The sequence below is a fragment of the Nonomuraea sp. NPDC050404 genome (genome assembly GCF_040655495.1).
Taxonomy (GTDB): Bacteria; Actinomycetota; Actinomycetes; order Streptosporangiales; family Streptosporangiaceae; genus Nonomuraea.
This window is the reverse complement of record NZ_JBFAKB010000009.1, coordinates 368,662-389,467: the sequence shown is the minus strand read 5'-3', so window position 1 is coordinate 389,467 and position 20,806 is coordinate 368,662. Positions and strand designations below refer to the sequence as shown.

Below are 20,806 nucleotides of genomic sequence, written 5' to 3'. Positions count from 1 at the left end.
GCAGCCCACTTGACCAACGCCTTGATCATTAAGGACGTATATTGGGTGGCCCTTCCCCTTTGCCCGCTCCTACCTTGGACGCATGACGTATCCGATCCGTCCTGTTGACGAATCAGAGTGGCCGGCGTTCGCCGGAGTCACCGAAGAGGCGTTCGGCTGGTCCCCGCACCCCACTCAGACCGAGCGGTTCAAGGCGGGTACCGAGTTCGACCGCACGCTCGCCGCCTTCGACGGCGAGCAGATCGCCGGCGTCACCTCCGTCCTCAGCCTCACGATGTCGGTGCCCGGCGGCAGGCAGCTCCCGGTCGCCGGCGTCACGGCCGTCAGCGTCCTGGCCTCCCACCGCCGCCGGGGTGTGCTGTCCTCGCTGATGCGCAGGCAGCTCGCCGACATTCGCGAGCGCGGCGAGTCCGTGGCCGCCCTCTACGCCTCCGAATCGCTCATCTACGGCCGGTACGGCTACGGCAGGGCCGCCGTCGAGCTGTCCTGCGCCATCGACACCCGCCGCTCCTCCTTCGTGCCCGGCGCCCCCGCGGACCCATCTCTGCGGCTCAGGATCGCCAAACCGGCCGAGGTACGCGCCGAACTGGAGAAGGTGTTCGCCTCCGTCGTCACCCATCGCCCGGGCCGCTACGAGCGCAAGTCCCAGAACTGGGACGACGTCCTGGCCGACGAGGAGTTCGACCAGCGCGGCGCGGGCCCGCTGCGCTCGGTCCTGGCCGAGGACGACGGCGGCGTACGCGGTTACGCCCTGTTCCGCATCAAGTCGTCCTGGGACGACTCCGGCGTACCGAACGGGACGCTGAAGGTGAACGAGCTGGAGGCGACCGACCCGGCGGCCTACGCCCTGCTGTGGCGCAGCGTCCTGGACCGGGACCTGGTCACCAAGGTCGAGGCGAGCAGGCCGGCCGACGATCCGCTGATCGCGCTGCTGGCCGACCAGCGCCAGCTCCGCCCGCGGTGGTCGGACGAGTTGTGGGTGCGCGTGGTCGAGGTGGACAGGGCACTGATCTCCAGGGCCTACGCGGCGCCCGTGGACGTGGTGATCGAGGTCCGGGACGACGTGTGCCCGTGGAACGCCCGCCGCTGGCGGCTCACCGCGGACCTTTCCGGCGCCGAGTGCAAGCCCGTGGAGGACGAGCCGGACCTGACCCTGCCGGTGGCCGCCCTCGGCTCGGCGTACATGGGCGACGGCATGCTCGGCGAGCAGCTCGACGCGGGCCTGCTGCGCGAGCACTCCGCCGGCGCGGTGCGCGGGCTGGCCACCGCGATGTCGTGGAGCCCCAAACCGTGGGCCGGGCTGACTTTCTGACGTAGGCTCGACGGCATGGCGCTGCAAAGTCTGCAGATCACCGCGGTCGTGGCCATGCGGGCCCGCGACGTGTCCAAACCGTCGAAGGAACAGCAGGAGGCCGCCGACAGGCGGCCCCTGCGTGATGAGATGCCCAGGCGCGAGGTCAAGCGCAAGAGCTGAAGGAACTAGGGCAGCGAGGGCAGCTGGCCGATCGTCTCGTACGTGGCCAGCTGCGCGATGCGCCTGCTGTGGCGCTCGCTGCCGGTGAAGGCCGTGGTCAGGAAGACCTCCACGAACCTGGTGGCCTCGTCGAGCGAGTGCATGCGGGCACCGACGCTGACGACGTTGGCGTTGTTGTGCTCGCGGGCCAGGCCGGCCGTCTCCTCGCTCCAGGCCAGGGCCGCGCGGATGCCGCGTACCTTGTTGGCGGCGATCTGCTCGCCGTTGCCCGACCCCCCGATCACCACCCCCAGGCTGCCGGGGTCGCCGGCGACGCCCTCGGCCGCCCGCAGGACGAACGCGGGATAGTCGTCCTCGGCGTCGTAGACGAAGGGACCGCAGTCGGTCACCTCGTGCCCGTGGTCCTTCAGCCAGGACACCAGGTGGTTCTTGAGCTCATAGCCGGCATGGTCGGCACCGATGTAGACGCGCACCCGCCCAGTCTTCCACAGCCCCGCCGATCGGGCTCGCCCGCTAGAGTAATGGTCTCCATTGCCAGCCACTCCTTACAGAGCGAAAGCAGACTGCCATGCGAGAGATCCGCGCCATCGGCGACCCCGTCCTGCGCACCCCCGCCGAGCCGGTGACGGACTTCGACCGCGAGCTGCGCCGCCTGATCGACGAGATGTTCCAGGCCATGTACGCGGTCAACGGCGTGGGCCTGGCAGGACCGCAGATCGGCGTGTCGAGGCGGCTGTTCGTCTACGACATCTCGGGCCGCAAGGGTCACGTGGTCAACCCGCTGCTGACCGTGGACGACCCGGAGGAGGTGCTGGACGAGGAGGGCTGCCTGTCCGTCCCCGACCGCCAGTCCCACCAGCCCATCTACGCGCCGGTCGGGCGCGCCGCGGGCGTCACCGTCGAGGGCCTGGACCGCCTGGAACGCCCGGTACGCGTCAAGGCGCGCGGCTCGCTGGCCCGCTGCTTCCAGCACGAGACCGAGCACCTCGACGGCAAGCTCTACGTCGATCGCCTGCCGCGAAACGAGGCGCGCAAGATCATGCTCAGAGCATAGTTTGGCGGCATGAGCGTACTTTCCGGAAAAGGCGCATTGGTGACCGGAGGCTCCAGGGGCATCGGCAAGGCCATCGTGGAGCGACTGACCAGCGACGGCGCGGAAGTCGTCTTCTGCTACCAGAACTCGTCCGAGGCGGCCGAGCGACTTGCCAAGGAGACCGGCGCGCACGCCGTGCGGGCCGATCTCGGCGACAAGGAGGATCTGCGGCGGTTGTTCGCCGAGGCGGAGGCGCGGCTGCCCGGGGTGGACATCCTGGTCAACAACGCCGCCACCGCCGAGGCACAGAAACCGATCGCCGACCTCACCGACGAGGAGTACGAGCGGGTGTTCGCGGTCAACGCCCGCTCGGTGTTCCTGGCCATCCAGTGGGCGGGCCGGGTGATGCGCGACGGCGGGCGCATCGTCAACATCTCCTCGCTCAACACGCAGGTTCCCGCGCCCACCCTGGCGCTCTACGTCGGCAGCAAGGGCGCGGTGGAGCAGTTCACCAAGGTGGCCGCGCGGGAGCTGGGCGAGCGCGGGATCACGGTCAACGTGGTCTCCTCCGGCGCCACGGACACCGACATGCTGCGTGGCGCCAACCCTCCGGAGGCGCTGGAGCTGTCGGTGACCTACACCGCGCTGCGCCGGCTGGGCAGGCCCGACGACCTCGCCGCGGTGGTCGCGTTCCTGGCCGGTCCCGACGGGCGCTGGGTCACGGGGCAGAACATCCTGGCCACCGGCGGACTGTTCGTCTAGCCGCTCCGCGTGGAGGGGGTGCGGCACACCCCCTCCACGCCTCTCAGAGCTGCAGAGACTTGACCTCCAGGTACTCCTCCAGGCCGTGCTCGCCCAGTTCGCGGCCCACGCCCGACTGCTTGTAGCCGCCGAAGGGGGCCAGCGGGTTGAACCGGCCGCCGTTGACCGACACCTGGCCGGTGCGCAGCCTGCGGGCGACGGTCACCGCGCGCTCCTGGGTGCCCGCCCAGACGGCGCCGGCCAGGCCGTACTTGGTGTCGTTGGCGATCTCGACGGCGTGGTCCTCGGTCGTGTACGGCAGCAGCGACAGGACCGGCCCGAAGATCTCCTCCTGCTCGATCGTCATGCCCGGCTCCACACCCGCGAACACCGTGGGCTCGACGTAGTAGCCGCGCTCGTGCGGATGGTCGGTGCCGCCCGTCACCAGCCTGGCGCCCTCCTCCTGGCCCCGGTTGATGTAGCGGATCACCCGGTCGCGCTGGGCCGCCGAGACCAGCGGGCCGATCTTGGTGCCCTCGTCGAAGGGGTCGCCGACGCGATAGGTGCGCGCCACCTCGACGGCCAGGTGCACGGCCTCGTCGTACTGGTCGCGCTGGACGATCATCCGGGACCACGCGGTGCAGGTCTGTCCGGCGTTGACGAAGCAGTTGGCCACGCCGACCTTGACGGCCAGGGCCAGGTCGGCGTCGGGCAGGATGATGTTGGCGGACTTGCCGCCCAGTTCCAGCGCGACCCGCTTGACCGACTCGGCCGCCAGCGCGGCCACCCTGCGGCCCGCGGCGGTGGAGCCGGTGAAGGAGACCATGTCCACCTGCGGGTGGACGGCCATGGCCTCGCCGACGACCGGCCCGCGGCCGCTGACCAGGTTGAACACGCCCGGCGGCAGGCCCACCTCGTCGAAGATCTCCGCCAGCGCGTATGCGGCCAGCGGCGCCACCTCGCTCGGCTTGAGCACCACCGTGCAACCGGCGGCCAGCGCCGGGGCGGCCTTGCACACGATCTGGTGCAGCGGATAGTTCCACGGGGTGATCGCGGCCACCACGCCGATGGGCTCCTTGACCACCAGCGAGTTGCCCACGCGGGACTCGCGCGGATGGCTCTCCGCGAGCTCGGCGTAGGAGGCCAGAACGCCGGCCGGCATGAGGGTCTGCACCCTGAGCGCGAAGGGCAGCGGCGCGCCCATGTCGCCCGCGATCGTCTTGGCGATCTCGTCGGATCGCTGTTTCAGCAGGTCGGCGGCCTCGCTGAGCAGTCTTCCTCGCTCGGCGGCGGCCGTCCGCGACCATTCGGGAAAGGCTTTCGCGGCTGCGGCCACGGCCGCTTCGACGTCGTCCGGCGAACCCGCGGGGACCCGGTCGATGACGTCTTCCGTGGCCGGGTTGACGACCTCGATGGGCTCGTCCGATGCCGAGGCGGTCCAGGAACCGCCGATGTACAGCTGGCGCATAGGCCCATCCTGACAGTGACCCACGCCACACGCGAGGGTCTTCCTGAGCGGGGGATAAGCCATTTCCCCCGCCGTCAGGAATTCTTACACCGGCGTATCAGTCGAACTGCGGACGCTTCGTACGCGTGCGCTTGAGTTCGAAGAAGTCGTCGTACTGGGTGACCGCGAGCACGCCGTCCCAGAGCGTGCCCGCCTCCTCTCCCCGGAGGATGCGGGTGATCACGGGCCCGAAGAAGGCGTTCTCGCCGACGCGGATGATCGGGGTGCCCACCTCCTGGCCGACGAGGGTGATGCCCTCGTCGTGGGAGGCGCGGATGGTGGCGTCGTACTCCTCGGAGTGCATGGCGTCGGCCAGGGCCGGCTCCAGCCCCGCGTCCGTGAGCGCGCCCTCGACGACCTCGCGCAGGCGCTCGGGGCCCTTGAGGCCCTGGTTGTGCAGGCGCGTGCCGAGACCGGTGTAGAGCGGGCCGATGACCTGCTCGCCGTGCTTGGCGGCGGCCGCGGCGATGGTCCTGATGGAGCCCATGGCCCGCGCGGCCCGTTCGAGGTAGTCGGCGGGGACGTCCTTCTCCTGGTTGAGGAAGTAGAGGGACATCATGCGCCAGCGCGGCTCGATGGGACGGACCTTCTCGACCTCGAGCAGCCAGCGCGAGGTCACCCAGGCGTACGGGCACGAGGGGTCGAACCACAGGTCGACGGGAATCTTCTGCGTCATGTATCCCCGTAACCTGAGGTGGTTCGGGTCCTATTCCCGGCATGGCAGGATACGGACAACCCCGACGAAGTGGTGAAAAGGAGCGCAACTTGGCAGGCAACCTGACCCGGGACGAGGCTCGTGAGCGCGCCCGGCTGTTGAAGGTCGAGTCGTACGAGGTCGCACTCGACCTGACGGAGGGAGAAGAGCGCTTCGAGAGCGTGACCAAGGTCCGCTTCACCAGCACGCGCGTGGGGGCCTCCACCTTCATCGACCTGCACGGCGCCGGTGTCCGCAAGGTCACGCTCAACGGCGAGGACCTCGACGTGTCGGCCTACGACGCCGACAAGGGGCGCTTCCCGCTCCCCTCCCTCGCCGAGTCCAACGAACTGCTCGTGGACGCCGACTGCGCCTACATGCGTACGGGCGAGGGCCTGCACCGCTTCGTCGACCCCGTGGACCAGAAGGTCTACCTGCACAGCCAGTTCGAGACGGCCGACGCGCACCGCATGTACGCCTGCTTCGACCAGCCCGACCTCAAGGCCACCTTCCAGCTCACCGTGCTGGCCCCGGCCGACTGGGAGGTCATCTCCAACGCCGCCGCCTCCGGTGTGACGGACCTGCCCGAGCAGGCGGGCCGGCACGGCACCGTACAGGCGGCCAGGCGCTGGGAGTTCCCGCCCACGCCGGTCATCTCCACCTACATCACCGCGCTCGTGGCCGGCCACTACCACAAGGTGACCTCCGAGCACGACGGCATCCCGCTGGGCATCTACTGCCGCTCCTCGCTGGCCGAGCACCTCGACGCCGACAACATCCTGGAGGTCACCCGGCAGGGCTTCGACTTCTTCCACCGGGTGTTCGGGGTGCGTTACCCCTTCGGCAAGTACGACCAGCTCTTCGTGCCCGAGTTCAACGCCGGCGCGATGGAGAACGCGGGCTGCGTGACGTTCCTGGAGGACTACGTCTTCCGCTCCCGCGTCACCGACGCGATCGTCGAGCGGCGCGCGGAGACGATCCTGCACGAGATGGCGCACATGTGGTTCGGCGACCTCGTCACCATGCGCTGGTGGGACGACCTGTGGCTGAACGAGTCCTTCGCCACCTACATGTCCGTGCTCGCGCAGGCCGAGGCCACCCGGTGGACCAAGGCGTGGACCACGTTCGCGAACGTGGAGAAGTCCTGGGCCTACCGCCAGGACCAGCTCCCCTCCACCCACCCCATCGCCGCCGACATCCCCGACATGCAGGCGGTCGAGGTCAACTTCGACGGCATCACCTACGCCAAGGGCGCCTCGGTGCTCAAGCAGCTCGTGGCCTACGTCGGGCTGGACAACTTCCTGGCCGGCGTGCGCGACTACTTCGCCGAGCACGCCTGGGGCAACACCGAGCTGGCCGACCTGCTCGGCGCCCTGGAGCGCACCTCTGGCCGCGACCTGTCCTCCTGGTCCAAGGAATGGCTGGAGACCTCCTGGGTCAACACGCTGCGTCCCGACTTCGAGGTGTCCGGCGGCCGGTTCACCAGGTTCGAGGTGCTGCAGGAGGCGCCGGCCGAGCACCCGACGCTGCGCTCCCACCGGATCGCGATCGGCCTCTACTCGCTGGCCGACGGCAAGCTGACCCGGACCAAGCGGGTGGAGCTGGACGTCGTGGGGGCCCGTACGAAGGTGGACCAGCTCGTCGGCGAGGAGCAGCCCGACCTGGTGCTGCTCAACGACGACGACCTGACCTACGCCAAGATCCGCCTCGACGAGGGCTCCATGCGGACGCTGGTCGACGGCGGCATCGCGGCCTTCACCGACTCCCTGCCGCGCGCCCTGTGCTGGTCGGCGGCCTGGGACATGACCCGCGACGGCGAGATGCCCACGCGCGACTACGTCAAGCTGGTCATCTCCGGCGCCGCGACGGTCACCGACATCACGGTCCTGCAGGCGATCCTGCGGCAGGCGCGGATGGCCGTGGAGCAGTACGCCGACCCGGCCTGGCGGGCCGAGGGCCTGGCGCTGCTGGCCACCGAGTTGCGCTCGCTGCTCGGCTCGGCCGCGCCCGGCTCCGACCATCAGCTCTCCTACCTGCAGGCGTTCTCGGCCGCGGCCACCTCGCAGCAGGACCTCGACCTGCTGCAGGGCATCCTCGACGGCTCCTCGGTGCCGGAAGGGCTGACCGTGGACGCCGACCTGCGCTGGACCCTCGTGCACGCGCTGGTCTCCGGCGGCCGGCTGGCCGGGCCCGACATCGAGGCCGAGCTGGAGCTCGACCCTACGGCGACCGGTGAGCGCTCGGCCGCGCGCTGCCGGGCCGCGATCCCGACGGCCGAGGCCAAGGCGGCGGCGTGGGCGCAGATCGTGGGCGGCGAGCTGGCCAACCACATCGCCCGCGCCACGATCGGCGGCTTCCAGGACCCGCACCACCCCGGGCTGCTGGCGCCCTTCAGGGAGAAGTACTTCGCCGAGGCCGGGCGCATCTACCGGGAGTGGACGTTCGACCAGGCCTCGACGTTCGCCGTCGGGTGCTTCCCCTCGCTGCTCATCGAGCAGGCCACGGTCCGGGCCGCGCACGACTTCCTGGACGGCGAGCAGCCGCCGCAGGCGTTGCGCCGGCTCGTGCTCGAAGGCGCCGACGGCGTCAGCCGCGCCCTGCGCAACCAGGGCAAGGACGCCGCGTCCGCGTGACATATGGGCTGCCCGGTCCCCCGTTGCCACAACGGGCGGCCGGGCGGCTCCCCCGGCCATGCTGATCAGGTGTTGATCACCTGGGGTGACATGACGATGGCATCCCGGGCGCGGTGTTAGCCTCGGAAACGTGCTAGGTGCGGGGACCACCCTCAACGACCGCTACACGCTCGGCGACCGCCTCGGTGGCGGCGGCATGGGCGAGGTCTGGCGTGCCGACGACACGGTCCTCGGGCGTACGGTGGCGGTCAAGGTGCTCATGCCCGCGCTCAGCGAGGACCCCAGGTTCACCCAGCGCTTCCAGAACGAGGCCAGGGCCATGGCCACGCTCAGGCATCCCGGCGTGGTCGACGTCTACGACTACGGCACCTGCGACGTCGAAGGCCGCCGGGTCAGCTTCCTGGTCATGGAGCACGTACAGGGTGAGTCGCTCGACCGCGGGCTGCGGCGCGGCCCGCTCGACCCGGAGACCACCATGCGGCTGGTCGCGGAGGTCGCCGACGCGCTGTCCGCCGCGCACGCGCAGGGCATCGTGCACCGCGACGTCAAGCCGGCCAACCTCATGGTGCGGCCCGACGGCCGGGTGGCGCTCACCGACTTCGGCATCGCCCATTCGGCCTCGGCCGGGCAGCTGACGGCCACGGGGACGATGCTCTGCTCGGCCGGTTACTGCGCTCCGGAGATGGCCACCTCCAGCGACGTCACGCCCGGGGTGGACATTTACGCCCTGGGCGTGGTGGCGTACGAGTGCCTGAGCGGGCATCTGCCGTTCCAGGGCGACACGCCCGTACAGATCATCTTCAAGCACCTCAACTCCCCCATCCCGCACCTGCCCGACGGCATCCCGCCGGGGCCGCGGCAGGTGGTGGAGCGGGCGCTGGCCAAGACGCCCGACGCGCGCTGGGACAGCGCGCCGCAGATGGCCGAGGCCGCGCGCAAGGCGCTGGCCGCCCCCGCCACGCTGCCCGCGCCACGCAAGCGGCGCACCGTACGGGCGGCGCTCACCGCTCCCGCCGCGCCGCCGGGGCCGCGCAGCCGCCGGCGCACGATGCGGGCGGGGCTCACCATGGCGGCGGCCGTGATCGTGTCCGCGGCCGTGGCCGGCTTCGTCTGGCTGCAGCCCACCGAGCAGGCGGTCCAGCCCGCCGCGCCCATCGTCCCCCTCCCCGGCACCCCGATCGACATCGTGCCCGCCTCGCCGACGCGCACCGCCGGCGAGCAGCGGACCTGGCCGCCCGCGACCAAGCGCATGCCCACCGAGCGGCCGACCCGCGGCACGCCCCTGCCCACGACCAGCCCGTCGGCCCCCACCACCCCGCCGACCAGCCCGCCCACGGTCGCGCCGACCACCTCCGAGCCCGAGCCCGAACCCGAGCCGTCGCAGGAGCCGACCACGCTGCCGGATCCCCAGGAGCCGACGGCCGACCCCACGGTCAGCGGGCCGCCCGGCGAGATCCAGTGCATCCGTGCCCCCTGCCCGTGACCGCCTCGGAATCAGGACATCCGCCGAGTACTCGCAAATTTCGGCTCATTCGGACCCTGGCCGCGTGGCGACACCCATGGACCACCATGTCCGTAATCACTGGCTGATCGTGAGAAAGTCATCGCGTGGACTCGACTCGTGACCTGTTCATCGCCCTGGCCCGCCGCTACGCCTTCGCCGACCTCGGCGCGCTCGCGCCCGCCGCGGAAATCGCGGAGGTGTGCGAGTTCGGGCAGCGACTGCTCTCGCTCGACGCCGAGGACTTCGCGGCCGAGGCCCGGGTGGTGCCCGCCGATCTGCGGCGGCGCGCCAGGGCCTGCCACATGCCGCAGACGCCGCGCGAGCAGCCGCGCGGGGCGCTGGAGTCGCTGCGCCCCGCCTACGGCCTGCTGCTGGAGGTCATCGCCGTACGGTGGCACCGGCGCGAGCTGAGTCCCATGATCGCGGCGGTCCACATAGCCAGCGAGTACCTGCCCCTGCTGGCCTTCGAGCCGCAACTCGGCCACGCCGGCGACCCCGCCAGGTGGCCGGAGGGGCTGAGCGCGGAGGGCAGCCGGTTCGGGGTGATCGGCGACAGGGAGTGCGACCACACCAAGTCCGAGCAGTCGGCCACCAACAGGACGCTGCGGGTGTCGGCGGAGCCTTCCGAGGGCTGGCGGGCCTACTTCGACCGGCAGCACAGCCAGCTGGCGGGCGCGCTGGGCGTCTGCGTGGCCACCTGCCGCAACCCGTGCTCGGCCATGGACTGGATCGATCCCGAGCCGCGCGCCGACCTGCAGTCGCGCGCCCGTACCGCGCTGGCCTTCGCCGAGACCCCGCTCGTACGGCTGCGCCACGCCGCCCCCGTGGGCCACGGGTTCGGGGTGCCGTCGCCCGAGGAGGTGCTCGACGCCTGGGAGCGCAGCCGGGCGGCGCTGGACAAGAACCCGGTGGGCACTTCGGCGCTGAAGGAGGACGGGTTCCCGCTGCCCGGACTGCCCTCGCTGTTCTCGGCCATCGCCGACACCCCGATCGAGCCCGCGACCCTGCTGGGCGGCGTCAGCGAACACGTCGTAACCCTGCTCAAACGCCTCTGACCACCAGCTTCGGCGGCGGGCGGTGGCCTGCCCGAACGGCACCGGTCGCCGTGGCTCGGCGGCGCGCCCGAAACACCCGCCACCTGGGTTCAGCGGCGGGCCGCGGCGCACCCGAAAGACACCGGCCGCCTGGATTCAGCGGCGGGCGGTGGCCTGTTCGCCGAGGGCGCCGATGCCGTACAGCAGGCCGCCGATCAGGTCGCCCACGCTGAAGGCGGTGGCCATCGACATCGCGGTCATCCGGCACGCGCTGTCGCTCAGCCTCCGCTTGGCGCTGTCGCCCGTCACGATCTCCAGCGCCCGGCCGCCGGGGTCGACGAAGACCACCACGGCGCGGTCGGACTCCTCGCCCAGGGCGGCGTGCAGACGTTCGGCGAAGTGCCGCCGCCCGCCCACCGGCTCCCCGAGGAACACCCCGAACCGCAGCCCGCTGCGCCGCTCGGCGGTGTGCAGGGCCTGCCTGACGTCGTCGCCCTGGGCGGCGGTCAGTCCTCGCATGCTCACCTCACCATCCCGCGGAGGCGCCGCCGACATGCCGGCCGGGCTCCGCCGTCTCGGCCGTGGCCACCCAGTCGTGCTCGGGCACCTCCGCCCAGTGCGCCACCCGATCGGCCAGTACGAGGCCGGACGTGCTCACCCCGCGCTCGCTCCTGAAGGGACCGCCCAGCCACACCGGACCCGCCTCGATCCGGCGTTGCGCACCGCGCCCCGGCAGCATGACGAGCAGGGTGATCAGCACGAACAGCCCCATGGACACCCCGAAGAGAAAGAGCAGAATCTCCGCCGCGCCGTTCACACCAAGAACGTAAACCTCATGGGCGGGTCAGACCAGACCCGTTCGAAGTACTGTCGCGTGCCGGGTTAAGATCTTTTACCGAGGGCAGGCTTCTCTAGAGAAGAACCCTAGACCTACCCCGAAACCATGCGTGGAACACGATGAGCTGGGCCATAAAACTATGGACACGGCAACACTAGGAATCGATCGAAATCCCGGGCTACGGTGAGTTACGTGGACTCCGACAACCAGCGAGAAGACGGTCACAACGCGTCACCCATCTGGGTGAGCGACCGACCAGAAAGCGAGCAGACCGCCGCCGCGAAGCCTTCGGCGCCCACCTCCACGTACGCGCCGGTAGAACGCGCGTCCGTGCGTAGCCTGCTCCAACAACCACGCTTCCGCCGCCTGCGCAACCGCGTGATCCTGGCGGTCCTCGTGGGGTTGGTGGTGGGCTTCCTTGTGCGCGACTGGCGAGTGGGCGTGACCGCGGGAGTGATCGCGGCCATCCTCGAGGCGGTCTACCGCGCGCGCTCCAGTTCGTCCGTGCCCGCGTGGCGGCGGACGTCCGTGGCGGAGCGCCGCACCGAGGCCCAGCTCCGCAAGCTGGAGCGCAGCGGCTACCGCACCCTGCACGCCAGGGCGATCCCGGGCAGCGAGGCCCAGATCGACCATCTGGTGGTGGGGCCGACAGGCGTGTACGCGGTCGACTCCGAGAAGTGGGACAGGCGTCTGCCCGTACGCGTACAGATGGCCAAGAAGCTCTTCCATGGCCCCTTCGACATGAAGCCCCGCCTCACCGAGGCCAAATGGGAGGCCACCGAGGCGAGCAAGCTGATCAGCGAGTCCTTCGGACGCGAGGTCTCCGTCGTGCCGTCGCTGGCCATCTACGGCCCGCCGGTGCCTTGGAAGATCATGTCGATCCGCGGTGTGGACGTTTACCAGGGCGATCGCGCCCGTAAATGGATCACCAAGCGGGAGCGGGCGTTGACGACCGCCGAGATCGACCGGATCTACGACATCGCCGCCGACGTACTGCCGCCCCGCTACGGCGAAGGCTGATCACCCCTTCCGCTGGCCGCCCGCCCCTCGCCGAAGCCGCCGAGGACGGCGGCCAGTTCCACCCCAGCCAACTCCCCGCATGGCCAGTTCCCCGCGCGCCAGTTCCGTGTGCGGCCAGTTCCGTGTGCGGCCAGCTTCCGCGCTGCCAATTCCCTGCGCGGCCAGTTCTGCGCCCTTAGACGGTCGGCAGCGCGCCCGGAGACGGCCAGTTCCGCGCCCGGAGACGAGCGGTGCTGTGCTCGGAGACGGCCGGTGCTGTGCTCGGAGACGGCCGGTGCTGTGCTCGGAGACGGCCGGTGCTGTGCTCGGAGACATGCGCGATTCAGCCGCCCGAACGCAGCTATGCGCCGCGGGCAAGCACCGCGCCATACTGTGCGCGAGCACAGCGCCACACTGCGTTGCACCCGTACCCCCGGCCAGCCGCGCTGAGCAGGACCGGTAGGGCCGCGCTGGGCGGTCTGTCACACTGCCTGCTCTGCCGCACCGCCCAGGCGCGGGCCACACCACCTGCCGTGCTGCTGTTGCGGGGGGCACAGTTGCGGCACGATCCGGTAACCAAGCGTCCAGTGCATGGACAGGCGTCTCATTTACCGGGCGATGGCCGTAACATGTGAAGACTCGCTAGCGATGGGAGATGCGCAATGCCCGCCCTCAGGTCACGTACAGTCACCCACGGCAGGAACATGGCCGGTGCCCGGGCCCTGCTCCGGGCGACCGGCGTAGCCGGGAGCGACTTCGGAAAGCCCATCATCGCGGTGGCCAACAGCTTCACGCAGTTCGTGCCGGGTCACGTCCATCTGCGGGACGTCGGCGACGTGGTGTCCGCGGCGATCAGGCAGGCGGGGGCGATTCCCCGTGAGTTCAACACGATCGCGGTCGACGACGGCATCGCGATGGGCCACGGCGGCATGCTCTACTCGCTGCCCTCGCGTGAGCTGATCGCCGACGCCGTGGAGTACATGGTCGAGGCGCACTGCGCGGACGCGATGATCTGTGTGTCCAACTGCGACAAGATCACGCCGGGCATGCTGCTGGCCGCGTTCCGGCTGAACATCCCGACGATCTTCGTCTCCGGCGGCCCCATGGAGGCCGGTAAGACGCCCGGCAAGAAGCTCGACCTGATCGACCCGATGATCGCCTCCGCCGACGACTCCGTCTCCGACGCCGAGCTGCTGGAGCTGGAGGAGAACGCCTGCCCGACCTGCGGCTCGTGCTCGGGCATGTTCACCGCCAACTCGATGAACTGCCTGACCGAGGCCATGGGTCTGGCGCTGCCCGGCAACGGCACGATCCTGGCCACGCACAAGGCGCGCAAGCAGCTCTTCGAGGACGCCGGCCGCCAGCTCGTGGAGATCACCCGCCGCTACTACGAGGACGGCGACGAGTCGGTGCTGCCGCGTTCGATCGGCACCCGTGAGGCGTTCGAGAACGCGATGGCGCTCGACGTGGCGATGGGCGGCTCGACCAACACGATCCTGCACATCCTGGCCGCCGCCCGCGAGGCGAAGGTGGACTTCGGGCTCAAGGAGATCAACGAGATCTCGTTGCGGGTGCCGTGCCTGTGCAAGGTCGCCCCGGCCACGGACAAGTACCACGTCGAGGACGTCCACCGCGCCGGCGGCATCCCGGCCATCCTGGGCGAGCTCGACCGGGCCGGGCTGCTGCACCGCGACGTGCCCACGGTGAACGGCGGCACGCTGGCCGACCTGCTGGCCCAGTGGGACGCCCTGTCGCCGTCGGTCAAGCCCGAGGCCGTGGAGCTCTGGCACGCGGCGCCCGGCAACGTGCGTACGGTCAAGGCGTACTCGCAGGACAACCGCTGGGACGACCTCGACCTCGACCGTGCGGCGGGCTGCATCCGCGACCGCGAGCACGCCTACTCCGCCGACGGCGGCCTGGCCGTGCTCTACGGCAACATCTCGCGGGACGGCGCGGTTGTGAAGACGGCCGGCGTGGACGAGTCGATCTGGAAGTTCAGCGGGCCTGCGGTGGTGTTCGAATCGCAGGAGCAGGCGGTCGAAGGGATCCTCGGCGGCAAGGTGAAGGCCGGTGACGTGGTCGTCATCCGCTACGAGGGCCCCAAGGGGGGTCCCGGCATGCAGGAGATGCTCTACCCGACGTCCTTCCTGAAGGGCAAGGGGCTGGGCAAGGTGTGCGCGCTGGTCACCGACGGGCGCTTCTCCGGCGGCACCTCCGGGCTGTCGATCGGTCACGCCTCGCCGGAGGCGGCGGAGGGTGGCGCGATCGCGCTGGTCGAGGACGGCGACATCATCGACATCGACATCCCCGGTCGCTCGCTGGAGCTGCGGGTGCCCGAGGCCGAGCTGGCGGAGCGGCGCGAGCGGCTGCTGGCCGAGCTGGGCGGATACCGGCCGCGTGACCGGCAGCGGGCGGTTAGCGTGGCGCTGCAGGCGTACGCGGCGATGACGACGTCGGCCTCGACGGGCGCCTCCCGGGACCTGACGCAGCTCTCCCGCTAGTCGCCGCCCGACGCGCCTCCCGGTAACCGCCGTCCGGCGCGGACTGGGTGGCTGCCTGGGTGCTTGAGTGACTGTGCGAAAGGCGGCGACAGGTAGTCGCCGCCTTTCTGCGTGGGGGCGGCCGGGAGTCTTCGTTTCCGCGTGACGGCGATCGGAGGTCGTCGTTTTCTGGGTGGCGGGGGGGAAGGGTGCTCCGGCTGTTGGACGGGCTGTCCTTACGGACAGGTTTTCGAAAAATGTCGGTGGGCGTCCCTAGTATTGGGGTATGACGACAGTCGTGAAGCACGATACTCGCCCGCTGACGACCGCCGAGATCGCCGCACTCGCCCTCTCCCTCGCTCACCTCGGAGCGGGCCCCCAGGCCGTCACCGCCAGGCGTGGCCTGCAGCACGCATTCGAGCACCTGGAGCTCGACGACGACGTCATCGCCACCACGCTCACGACCCTCACCGAGCCGCTGCCCATGGACGTGGCCTCCCGTGCCAGGCTCATGGCCGACGCCATCACCAGCCGTCTCATGATCCGCCTGCACTACCGCGACGCCTCGGGTGCCATCACCGTTCGCGATGTCGAGCCGGTGACGTGCCTGGTGCACCGCGAATACTGGTACCTGGTCGGCATGTGCAGGATGCGCCGCGCGATCAGGGCCTTCAGGTTCGACCGCATCATGGCGGTCGAACCCACGCTCACGCCGTCCCGTCCGCACCTCGCCGATCGGTTCCTGCCGTTCCAGCGCCGCAAGAGGCGCGCCACCACGGCCGCCTAGAGCCGTCCTGGGTGACGAGACGCGGTCCGGGCCGTACGGGTCCGGGCCGCGCAAACCCGAGCCACGCAGGTCCGGGTAGTAAGTCCGAGCCACGCAAGCCCGGCCAGGTCCGAGCCACGCAGGTCCGGGCAAGTCTGAGCCGCGCAGGTCCGGCTGTTCGGACTCGGCCGATCTGAGGGCTGCGGGTTTGGACTGGGTGGGTGGCTGGGTAAAACTGGTCGGCGTTTGACCGGCCGGGTGCCGGCCGTTGGGGTGGCGGGTGGCAGGCTCCCGCACATGCGCGTACGGGAGTTCTCGCTCTTCGCCGCCCTGCTGCTCCTCCTGCCCAGCTGTGCGGTGGGGCCGCCGGATGTCGCGCCGCGTCCGGCGGCCCCGGCACGGCACGGGCAGCAGCCCGTCACCGAGAGCACGCTGCCGCCGGCCCAGCGGCGGGCTCTGAACCGGGTGCTGGAGGGTTACCTGCGTGACCGTCCCGGGCGGGCGGCGCTGGCGGTCTATGACCGTACGACGGGCGCCAGGTACGCCTTTCGCGAGCGCACCCCGTTCATGCTGGCCAGCGTCGCGAAGATGGACATCCTGCTGGCGTTCCTGCTCGGACAGCAGGGCAGGCGGCTGAGCGGGTACGAGCGTGAGCTGGCCTCGCGCATGATCCGCCAGAGCGACAACGACTGCGCGCATGAGCTGTACATGACGATCGGCGGCCGGCACGGGCTCGACCGGGCTCTGCACCGCCTCGGCGTGCGGCACACGCGGCCCGGCTACGGGCTCTCCTGGGGAGCCACCCGCAGCAGGCCGTCCGACCAGGTCAAGGTGCTGGAGCAGCTCACCGGCCCCGGTGGGCCCCTGCCCGCGCACAGCAGGCGCTACGCCCTCGGCCTCATGTCGTCGGTGGAGCCGTCACAGGCGTGGGGCGTCAGCGCGGCCGCGGCAAGGAGCTCCCGTGGGCAGGTCGCGCTGAAGAACGGCTGGTTGCCCGCCGAGGCGCACGACGGGCTGTGGACGGTCAACAGCGTGGGGCGGGTGATGGCGCGCGGGCACGAAATGCTGATCGCCGTGTTGTCGGAGCGCAGCCCGGCCATGGGAACCGGCATCGACACCGTCGAGCACCTGTCCAGGCTGGTGGTCAACGCCCTGACCCGATCAGTGCACGTCTAGCGGCCAGGTCAGGAGCAGCAGCCGCCGCCGCAGCAGCCGCCCCCGCCCGACGGGCGGGGCGTGGCCGCGCTGCCCGTCATGGCGACCGTGGACAGCAGCTTCACCGTGTCGCCGTGGCCCTCGGGGCAGGTCGCCGGGTCGTCGGAGGCGGACATGGGACGGGACACCTCGAACGTGGAACCGCAGGCGCGGCAGCGGAAGTCGTAGCGCGGCATGGGCCCATAGTAGCCGTGCTAGCCGTAGCTGACATGGGCATAGTCGCAGACCGGTTCGTAGCCGATCGCCTGGTAGATGGCGTTGCTGGTGGGGTTGGCCAGGTCGGTGAAGAGCACGACCTGCTCACAGCGCCCCTCCAGCCCGGTACGGCTGGCGTACGCGGTGACCGCGGCCCCGTACCCCCGCCTGCGACGCGAGGGCGGCGTGTAGACGGGACCGATGCGGCAGACCCCGCCGGCCGCCGGCGAGAGCGCGGCGAGCGAGACCGGCGCCCCCTCCGCCTCCCACAGGAACAACTCCCCGGACCTCAACCGGCGCGCGACCCGGTCGGCCACGTCGCCCTCGCCCATCCCGGTCTCCGTGCCGAAGTCCTGATACCAGCTCACGAGCAGCGGGTAGTCGCCGGGCACGGCGAGCCTGCCCCGGCCGGGGACGTCGGGGACGGACAGCGTGCCGAGCCGGTAGAGCCGTTCGGAGACCACCCGGGAAGGGGCTCCGAGCAGCCTCATGGCCTCGGCGGCCGGCTCCGGGGGGCCCACGAAGACGGGCAGCGTGCCGTCCAGCGCCTTGATCAGTGGCCCGACCGCCTCGACCGGCACGGCGAACAGCCCGAGGGGATGCGGCGGCGTGTGGAAGACCGCGCCGCGCGGCTCTCCGTCCACCGTCCACCAGCCGAAGAGGGGGCTGCGTACGGGCATGCCCGCCCGCAGGTTGGCCAGGACCGTCAGTGGCACGGTGTTGCGCACCGGGTCGCCGAGCAGGAACGGCTCGGCGACCTCGGCGTACTCCTCAACGTCTGAGGTGAAGGTCCACATGCCTGCTCATGCTGTCAGGCACGTGGACCCTCGCTCAACGCGGTTTCAGGCCGCCGCCTCGAGGTAGGGCGCCCACTGGGGGTCACCGACGAGCGAGGCGCCGATGAGCCGCCAGTGCGCGCCGCGTGGCACCGCGGGGCTGACGCGGAGCGTCCACCCCAGCTCCTCCAGGTACTTGTCGGCCTTTCTGTGGTTGCAGGTGGTGCAGGAGGCGACGCAGTTCTCCCAGGTGTGCGTGCCGCCCCTGGACCGGGGGATGACGTGGTCGATGGTCTCGGCCTTCTGCCCGCAGTAGGCGCAGCGGTAGTCGTCGCGTCTCATGAGGGCGGCCCGGGTGAGGGGGATGCGGGAACGGTAGGGGATTCGGACATATCTGCGAAGCCTGATCACCGAGGGCACGTCGAGCGTACGGCTGGCCGAGCGCAGCACGGCGCCCCTGCCGTCGCGGTGCACGACGTCGGCCTTCTCCCGCAGCACGAGCACGACGGCCCGGTGCAGCGAAAGGGTGGTCAATGGCTCATAGGTGGCATTCAGCAGCAGGACCTGGCGCATCACCGGGCCTCTTCCCGCTGCGCGCGTATCAAAGGGGACATGCCTCGGCATGTCCCTCCTGTCGGCCCCTCCTGGGGCACTTGTGCTTCCGTCACGTGGACCTCCGCCGGACGGTCCAGCGGATGGTCACCACGGCACCGTCCTGTCACCAAGTCTGGCGTTTGCACCGTGGTCCCCGCCACCCCAAAAACCTCACGCCGGAATGACCAGAGGGACTCACGGTACGTTTTATGCCCGCTCTACCAGCGCTTTACGCATGCTCATTGGCAGTAGGGTTCCTGCATGACGCGAGAGCCGTACCCGACCGCACGTCGCGAAGACATCACCGACATCCTGCACGAAACGCCCGTCCCAGACCCCTACAGGTGGCTCGAGGACCCCGACAGCCCCGAGACCAAGGGGTGGCTGCTCGCGCAGGCCGAGTTGTACGGCAAGGAACGCGGCACCCAGCGCTTCAAGAGCCGCATCGCCGAGCTGCTCCGCTCCGGCTCGGTGGGCGTGCCCGCCTGGCGCGGCGGACGCCACTTCTTCTCCCGCCGCACCCCCGACCAGGAGCACGCGGTCTACTACGTGGTCGAGCCCGACGGGACCGAGCGGGCGCTCATCGACCCGATCGCGATCGACCCGTCCGGCCTGACCACGCTCGACGCGGTGCAGCCCGACAAGGAGGGGCGCCTGCTGGCGTACCAGATCTCGGTCGGCGGCAACGAGGAGTCGATCCTCTACATCCTGGACGTCGCCACGGGCGAGCGGGTCGAGGGGCCGATCGACCGCTGCCGCTACTCCCCCGTGGCGTGGCTGCCCGGCGGGGAGGCGTTCTACTACGTCCGCAGGCTGCCGAGCACCGAGGTGCCGGAGAACGAGACGCAGTTCCACCGCCGCGTCTACCTGCACCGCGTGGGCACCTCCACCGAGGACGACGTGATGATCTTCGGGCAGGGCCTGAAGATGACCAACTACTACGGCGTCTCGGTCTCGCGCGACGGAAACTGGCTGCAGGTTTCGGCCCACGAGGGCACGGCGCCGCGCAACGACATCTGGGTGGCCGACCTGACCGCGTCCCCGATCGACCGGCCGGAGCTGCGGGTCGTCCAGGAGGGCGTGGACGCGCAGTCCGGGCTGATGTTCGGCCGCGACGGCAGGCTCTACGTGCACACCGACCGCGACGCGCCCAGGGGCAGGGTGTGCGTCACCGACCCGGCGGAGCCGGGCTTCGAGACCTGGCGCGACCTGGTCCCCGAGGACCCCGAGGCCGTGCTGAGCGACTTCGCGATCCTCGACGACCTGGAGCGGCCGGTCATGCTGGTGGGCTGGACCCGCCACGCGATCAGCGAGATCACCGTGCACGACCTGGCGACCGGCGAGCGCCTCGGCGAGGTGGCCACGCCGGGGCTCGGCACGATCGGCGGCATCGCCGAGCGCCCCGAGGGCGGCCACGAGGCGTGGTTCGGCTACACCGACAACACCAGGCCGCCCACGATCCAGCGCTACGACGCCAGGACCGGCGAGACCACGCTCTGGGCGGCCTCCCCCGGTGCGGTCGAGGTGCCCCCGGTCCGTACCGAGCAGGTGGTGTACCGCTCCAAGGACGGCACGGACGTCCGCATGCTGGTCATCTCCCCGGTCGGGGAGGCGCAGGGGCCGCGGCCGACCATCCTGAACGGCTACGGCGGCTTCGGCCTGTCCATGACCCCCGGCTACTCGGCCTCGATCCTGACCTGGGTGGAGGCCGGCGGCGTCTACGCCATCGCCAACCTGCGCGGCGGGGGCGAGGAGGGCGAGGAGTGGCACCGCGCGGGCATGCTGGCCAACAAGCAGAACGTCTTCGACGACTTCCACGCGGCGGCCGAGCACCTCATCGCCACCGGCGTCACCACGCCCGACCGGCTCGGCATCTCCGGCGGCTCCAACGGGGGCCTGCTGGTGGGCGCCGCGCTGACGCAGCGCCCCGACCTCTACGCCGCCGTGGTCTGCTCCGCGCCGCTGCTCGACATGATCAGGTACGAGAAGTTCGGCCTCGGCGCCACCTGGGCCGTCGAGTACGGCTCCGCCGAGGACCCCGAGCAGTTCGGCTGGTTGTCGGCCTATTCGCCGTACCACCACGTCCAGGAGTCGGTGGCCTACCCGGCGACGCTGTTCACCGTCTTCCAGTCCGACACGCGCGTGCACCCGCTGCACGCCTGGAAGATGTGCGCGGCGCTGCAGCACGCCTCGACGGGCGACCGTCCGGTGCTGCTGCGCAACGAGACGGAGGTCGGGCACGGCGCGCGCTCGATCAGCAGGACCGTGGATCTGGCGGCCGACACGCTGACGTTCCTGGCCGGGCACATCGGTCTGTAGTCTC

The 20,806-nt window shown here is 70.7% G+C and carries 20 protein-coding genes; 12 read left to right on the top strand and 8 right to left on the bottom strand.

All coding sequences use genetic code 11. The annotated features are described in order from the left end of the window. Nucleotides 1–82 precede the first annotated feature (82 nt). Both AB0I81_RS26870 and AB0I81_RS26865 read left to right on the top strand, forming a co-directional pair. Nucleotides 83–1,312 (top strand): GNAT family N-acetyltransferase, encoded by a 1,230-nt coding sequence (locus AB0I81_RS26870; protein WP_360661680.1) that lies wholly within the window; start codon nt 83–85, stop codon nt 1,310–1,312. A 15-nt stretch (nt 1,313–1,327) separates the two neighbouring features. Further along, nucleotides 1,328–1,474, top strand: coding sequence for a hypothetical protein (locus AB0I81_RS26865; protein ID WP_360661677.1), 147 nt, complete (start codon nt 1,328–1,330; stop codon nt 1,472–1,474). 5 nt (nt 1,475–1,479) lie between these two features. Here the strand turns inward: AB0I81_RS26865 and AB0I81_RS26860 are convergent, their stop codons facing one another. After that, nucleotides 1,480–1,947 carry a ribose-5-phosphate isomerase gene (locus AB0I81_RS26860; protein WP_360661675.1) on the bottom strand — a complete coding sequence of 156 codons (468 nt, stop codon included), beginning with the start codon at nt 1,945–1,947 and terminating at the stop codon, nt 1,480–1,482. A 95-nt stretch (nt 1,948–2,042) separates the two neighbouring features. On the opposite strand from AB0I81_RS26860, the gene def reads away from it, so the two are divergent. Both def and AB0I81_RS26850 read left to right on the top strand, forming a co-directional pair. Beyond that, nucleotides 2,043–2,528 (top strand): peptide deformylase, encoded by a 486-nt coding sequence (gene def / locus AB0I81_RS26855; RefSeq protein ID WP_360661672.1) that lies wholly within the window; start codon nt 2,043–2,045, stop codon nt 2,526–2,528. A gap of 9 nt (nt 2,529–2,537) precedes the next feature. Continuing rightward, a complete protein-coding gene (locus AB0I81_RS26850; RefSeq protein WP_360661669.1) occupies nt 2,538–3,269 on the top strand; it encodes an SDR family oxidoreductase in 732 nt (243 codons plus the stop codon). 43 nt (nt 3,270–3,312) lie between these two features. Here the strand turns inward: AB0I81_RS26850 and AB0I81_RS26845 are convergent, their stop codons facing one another. Both AB0I81_RS26845 and AB0I81_RS26840 read right to left on the bottom strand, forming a co-directional pair. Then, entirely contained in the window at nt 3,313–4,716 is a 1,404-nt protein-coding gene (locus tag AB0I81_RS26845; protein WP_360661667.1) for an aldehyde dehydrogenase family protein, read from the bottom strand. Nucleotides 4,717–4,813: 97 nt separating this feature from the next. Beyond that, entirely contained in the window at nt 4,814–5,431 is a 618-nt protein-coding gene (locus AB0I81_RS26840) for a disulfide bond formation protein DsbA (protein ID WP_360661664.1), read from the bottom strand. 89 nt (nt 5,432–5,520) lie between these two features. Between AB0I81_RS26840 and pepN the strand changes: the two genes are divergently transcribed. From pepN to AB0I81_RS26825, 3 genes are all read left to right on the top strand, one after another. Next, entirely contained in the window at nt 5,521–8,082 is a 2,562-nt protein-coding gene (gene pepN, locus AB0I81_RS26835) for an aminopeptidase N (RefSeq protein ID WP_360661661.1), read from the top strand. A 130-nt stretch (nt 8,083–8,212) separates the two neighbouring features. Next, nucleotides 8,213–9,565 carry a serine/threonine-protein kinase gene (locus tag AB0I81_RS26830; protein WP_360661658.1) on the top strand — a complete coding sequence of 451 codons (1,353 nt, stop codon included), beginning with the start codon at nt 8,213–8,215 and terminating at the stop codon, nt 9,563–9,565. 125 nt (nt 9,566–9,690) lie between these two features. Further along, nucleotides 9,691–10,641: a hypothetical protein gene (locus tag AB0I81_RS26825; protein WP_360661655.1), complete on the top strand. Its 951-nt coding sequence runs from the start codon at nt 9,691–9,693 to the stop codon at nt 10,639–10,641. 135 nt (nt 10,642–10,776) lie between these two features. Here the strand turns inward: AB0I81_RS26825 and AB0I81_RS26820 are convergent, their stop codons facing one another. Continuing rightward, on the bottom strand, nt 10,777–11,139 hold the full coding sequence (locus AB0I81_RS26820; RefSeq protein WP_360661652.1) for a DUF5130 family protein: 363 nt from the start codon (nt 11,137–11,139) through the stop codon (nt 10,777–10,779). A 7-nt stretch (nt 11,140–11,146) separates the two neighbouring features. Then, nucleotides 11,147–11,437: a hypothetical protein gene (locus AB0I81_RS26815; protein ID WP_360661649.1), complete on the bottom strand. Its 291-nt coding sequence runs from the start codon at nt 11,435–11,437 to the stop codon at nt 11,147–11,149. A gap of 213 nt (nt 11,438–11,650) precedes the next feature. Between AB0I81_RS26815 and AB0I81_RS26810 the strand changes: the two genes are divergently transcribed. From AB0I81_RS26810 to AB0I81_RS26795, 4 genes are all read left to right on the top strand, one after another. Next, complete coding sequence (locus AB0I81_RS26810; RefSeq protein WP_360661646.1) at nt 11,651–12,478, top strand: nuclease-related domain-containing protein; 828 nt, start codon at nt 11,651–11,653, stop codon at nt 12,476–12,478. Between the two features lie 641 nt (nt 12,479–13,119). Then, entirely contained in the window at nt 13,120–14,958 is a 1,839-nt protein-coding gene (gene ilvD, locus AB0I81_RS26805) for a dihydroxy-acid dehydratase (protein ID WP_360661643.1), read from the top strand. A gap of 265 nt (nt 14,959–15,223) precedes the next feature. Continuing rightward, entirely contained in the window at nt 15,224–15,724 is a 501-nt protein-coding gene (locus tag AB0I81_RS26800; protein ID WP_360661640.1) for a WYL domain-containing protein, read from the top strand. 276 nt (nt 15,725–16,000) lie between these two features. Beyond that, on the top strand, nt 16,001–16,879 hold the full coding sequence (locus AB0I81_RS26795) for a serine hydrolase (protein ID WP_360661637.1): 879 nt from the start codon (nt 16,001–16,003) through the stop codon (nt 16,877–16,879). Nucleotides 16,880–16,887: 8 nt separating this feature from the next. On the opposite strand, the gene AB0I81_RS26790 is transcribed toward AB0I81_RS26795, so the two are convergent. Genes AB0I81_RS26790 through AB0I81_RS26780 form a run of 3 tightly spaced genes read right to left on the bottom strand, consistent with a single transcriptional unit; the run spans nt 16,888 to nt 18,462 of the window. After that, complete coding sequence (locus AB0I81_RS26790) at nt 16,888–17,094, bottom strand: zinc ribbon domain-containing protein (protein ID WP_360661634.1); 207 nt, start codon at nt 17,092–17,094, stop codon at nt 16,888–16,890. Nucleotides 17,095–17,112: 18 nt separating this feature from the next. Continuing rightward, nucleotides 17,113–17,910, bottom strand: coding sequence for a GNAT family N-acetyltransferase (locus AB0I81_RS26785; RefSeq protein ID WP_360661631.1), 798 nt, complete (start codon nt 17,908–17,910; stop codon nt 17,113–17,115). A 45-nt stretch (nt 17,911–17,955) separates the two neighbouring features. Further along, nucleotides 17,956–18,462 (bottom strand): HNH endonuclease, encoded by a 507-nt coding sequence (locus AB0I81_RS26780; protein WP_043640342.1) that lies wholly within the window; start codon nt 18,460–18,462, stop codon nt 17,956–17,958. Between the two features lie 282 nt (nt 18,463–18,744). Here AB0I81_RS26780 and AB0I81_RS26775 point away from each other — a divergent pair, with 282 nt between their 5' ends. Next, nucleotides 18,745–20,802 (top strand): prolyl oligopeptidase family serine peptidase, encoded by a 2,058-nt coding sequence (locus AB0I81_RS26775; RefSeq protein ID WP_360661628.1) that lies wholly within the window; start codon nt 18,745–18,747, stop codon nt 20,800–20,802. Nucleotides 20,803–20,806 lie beyond the last annotated feature (4 nt).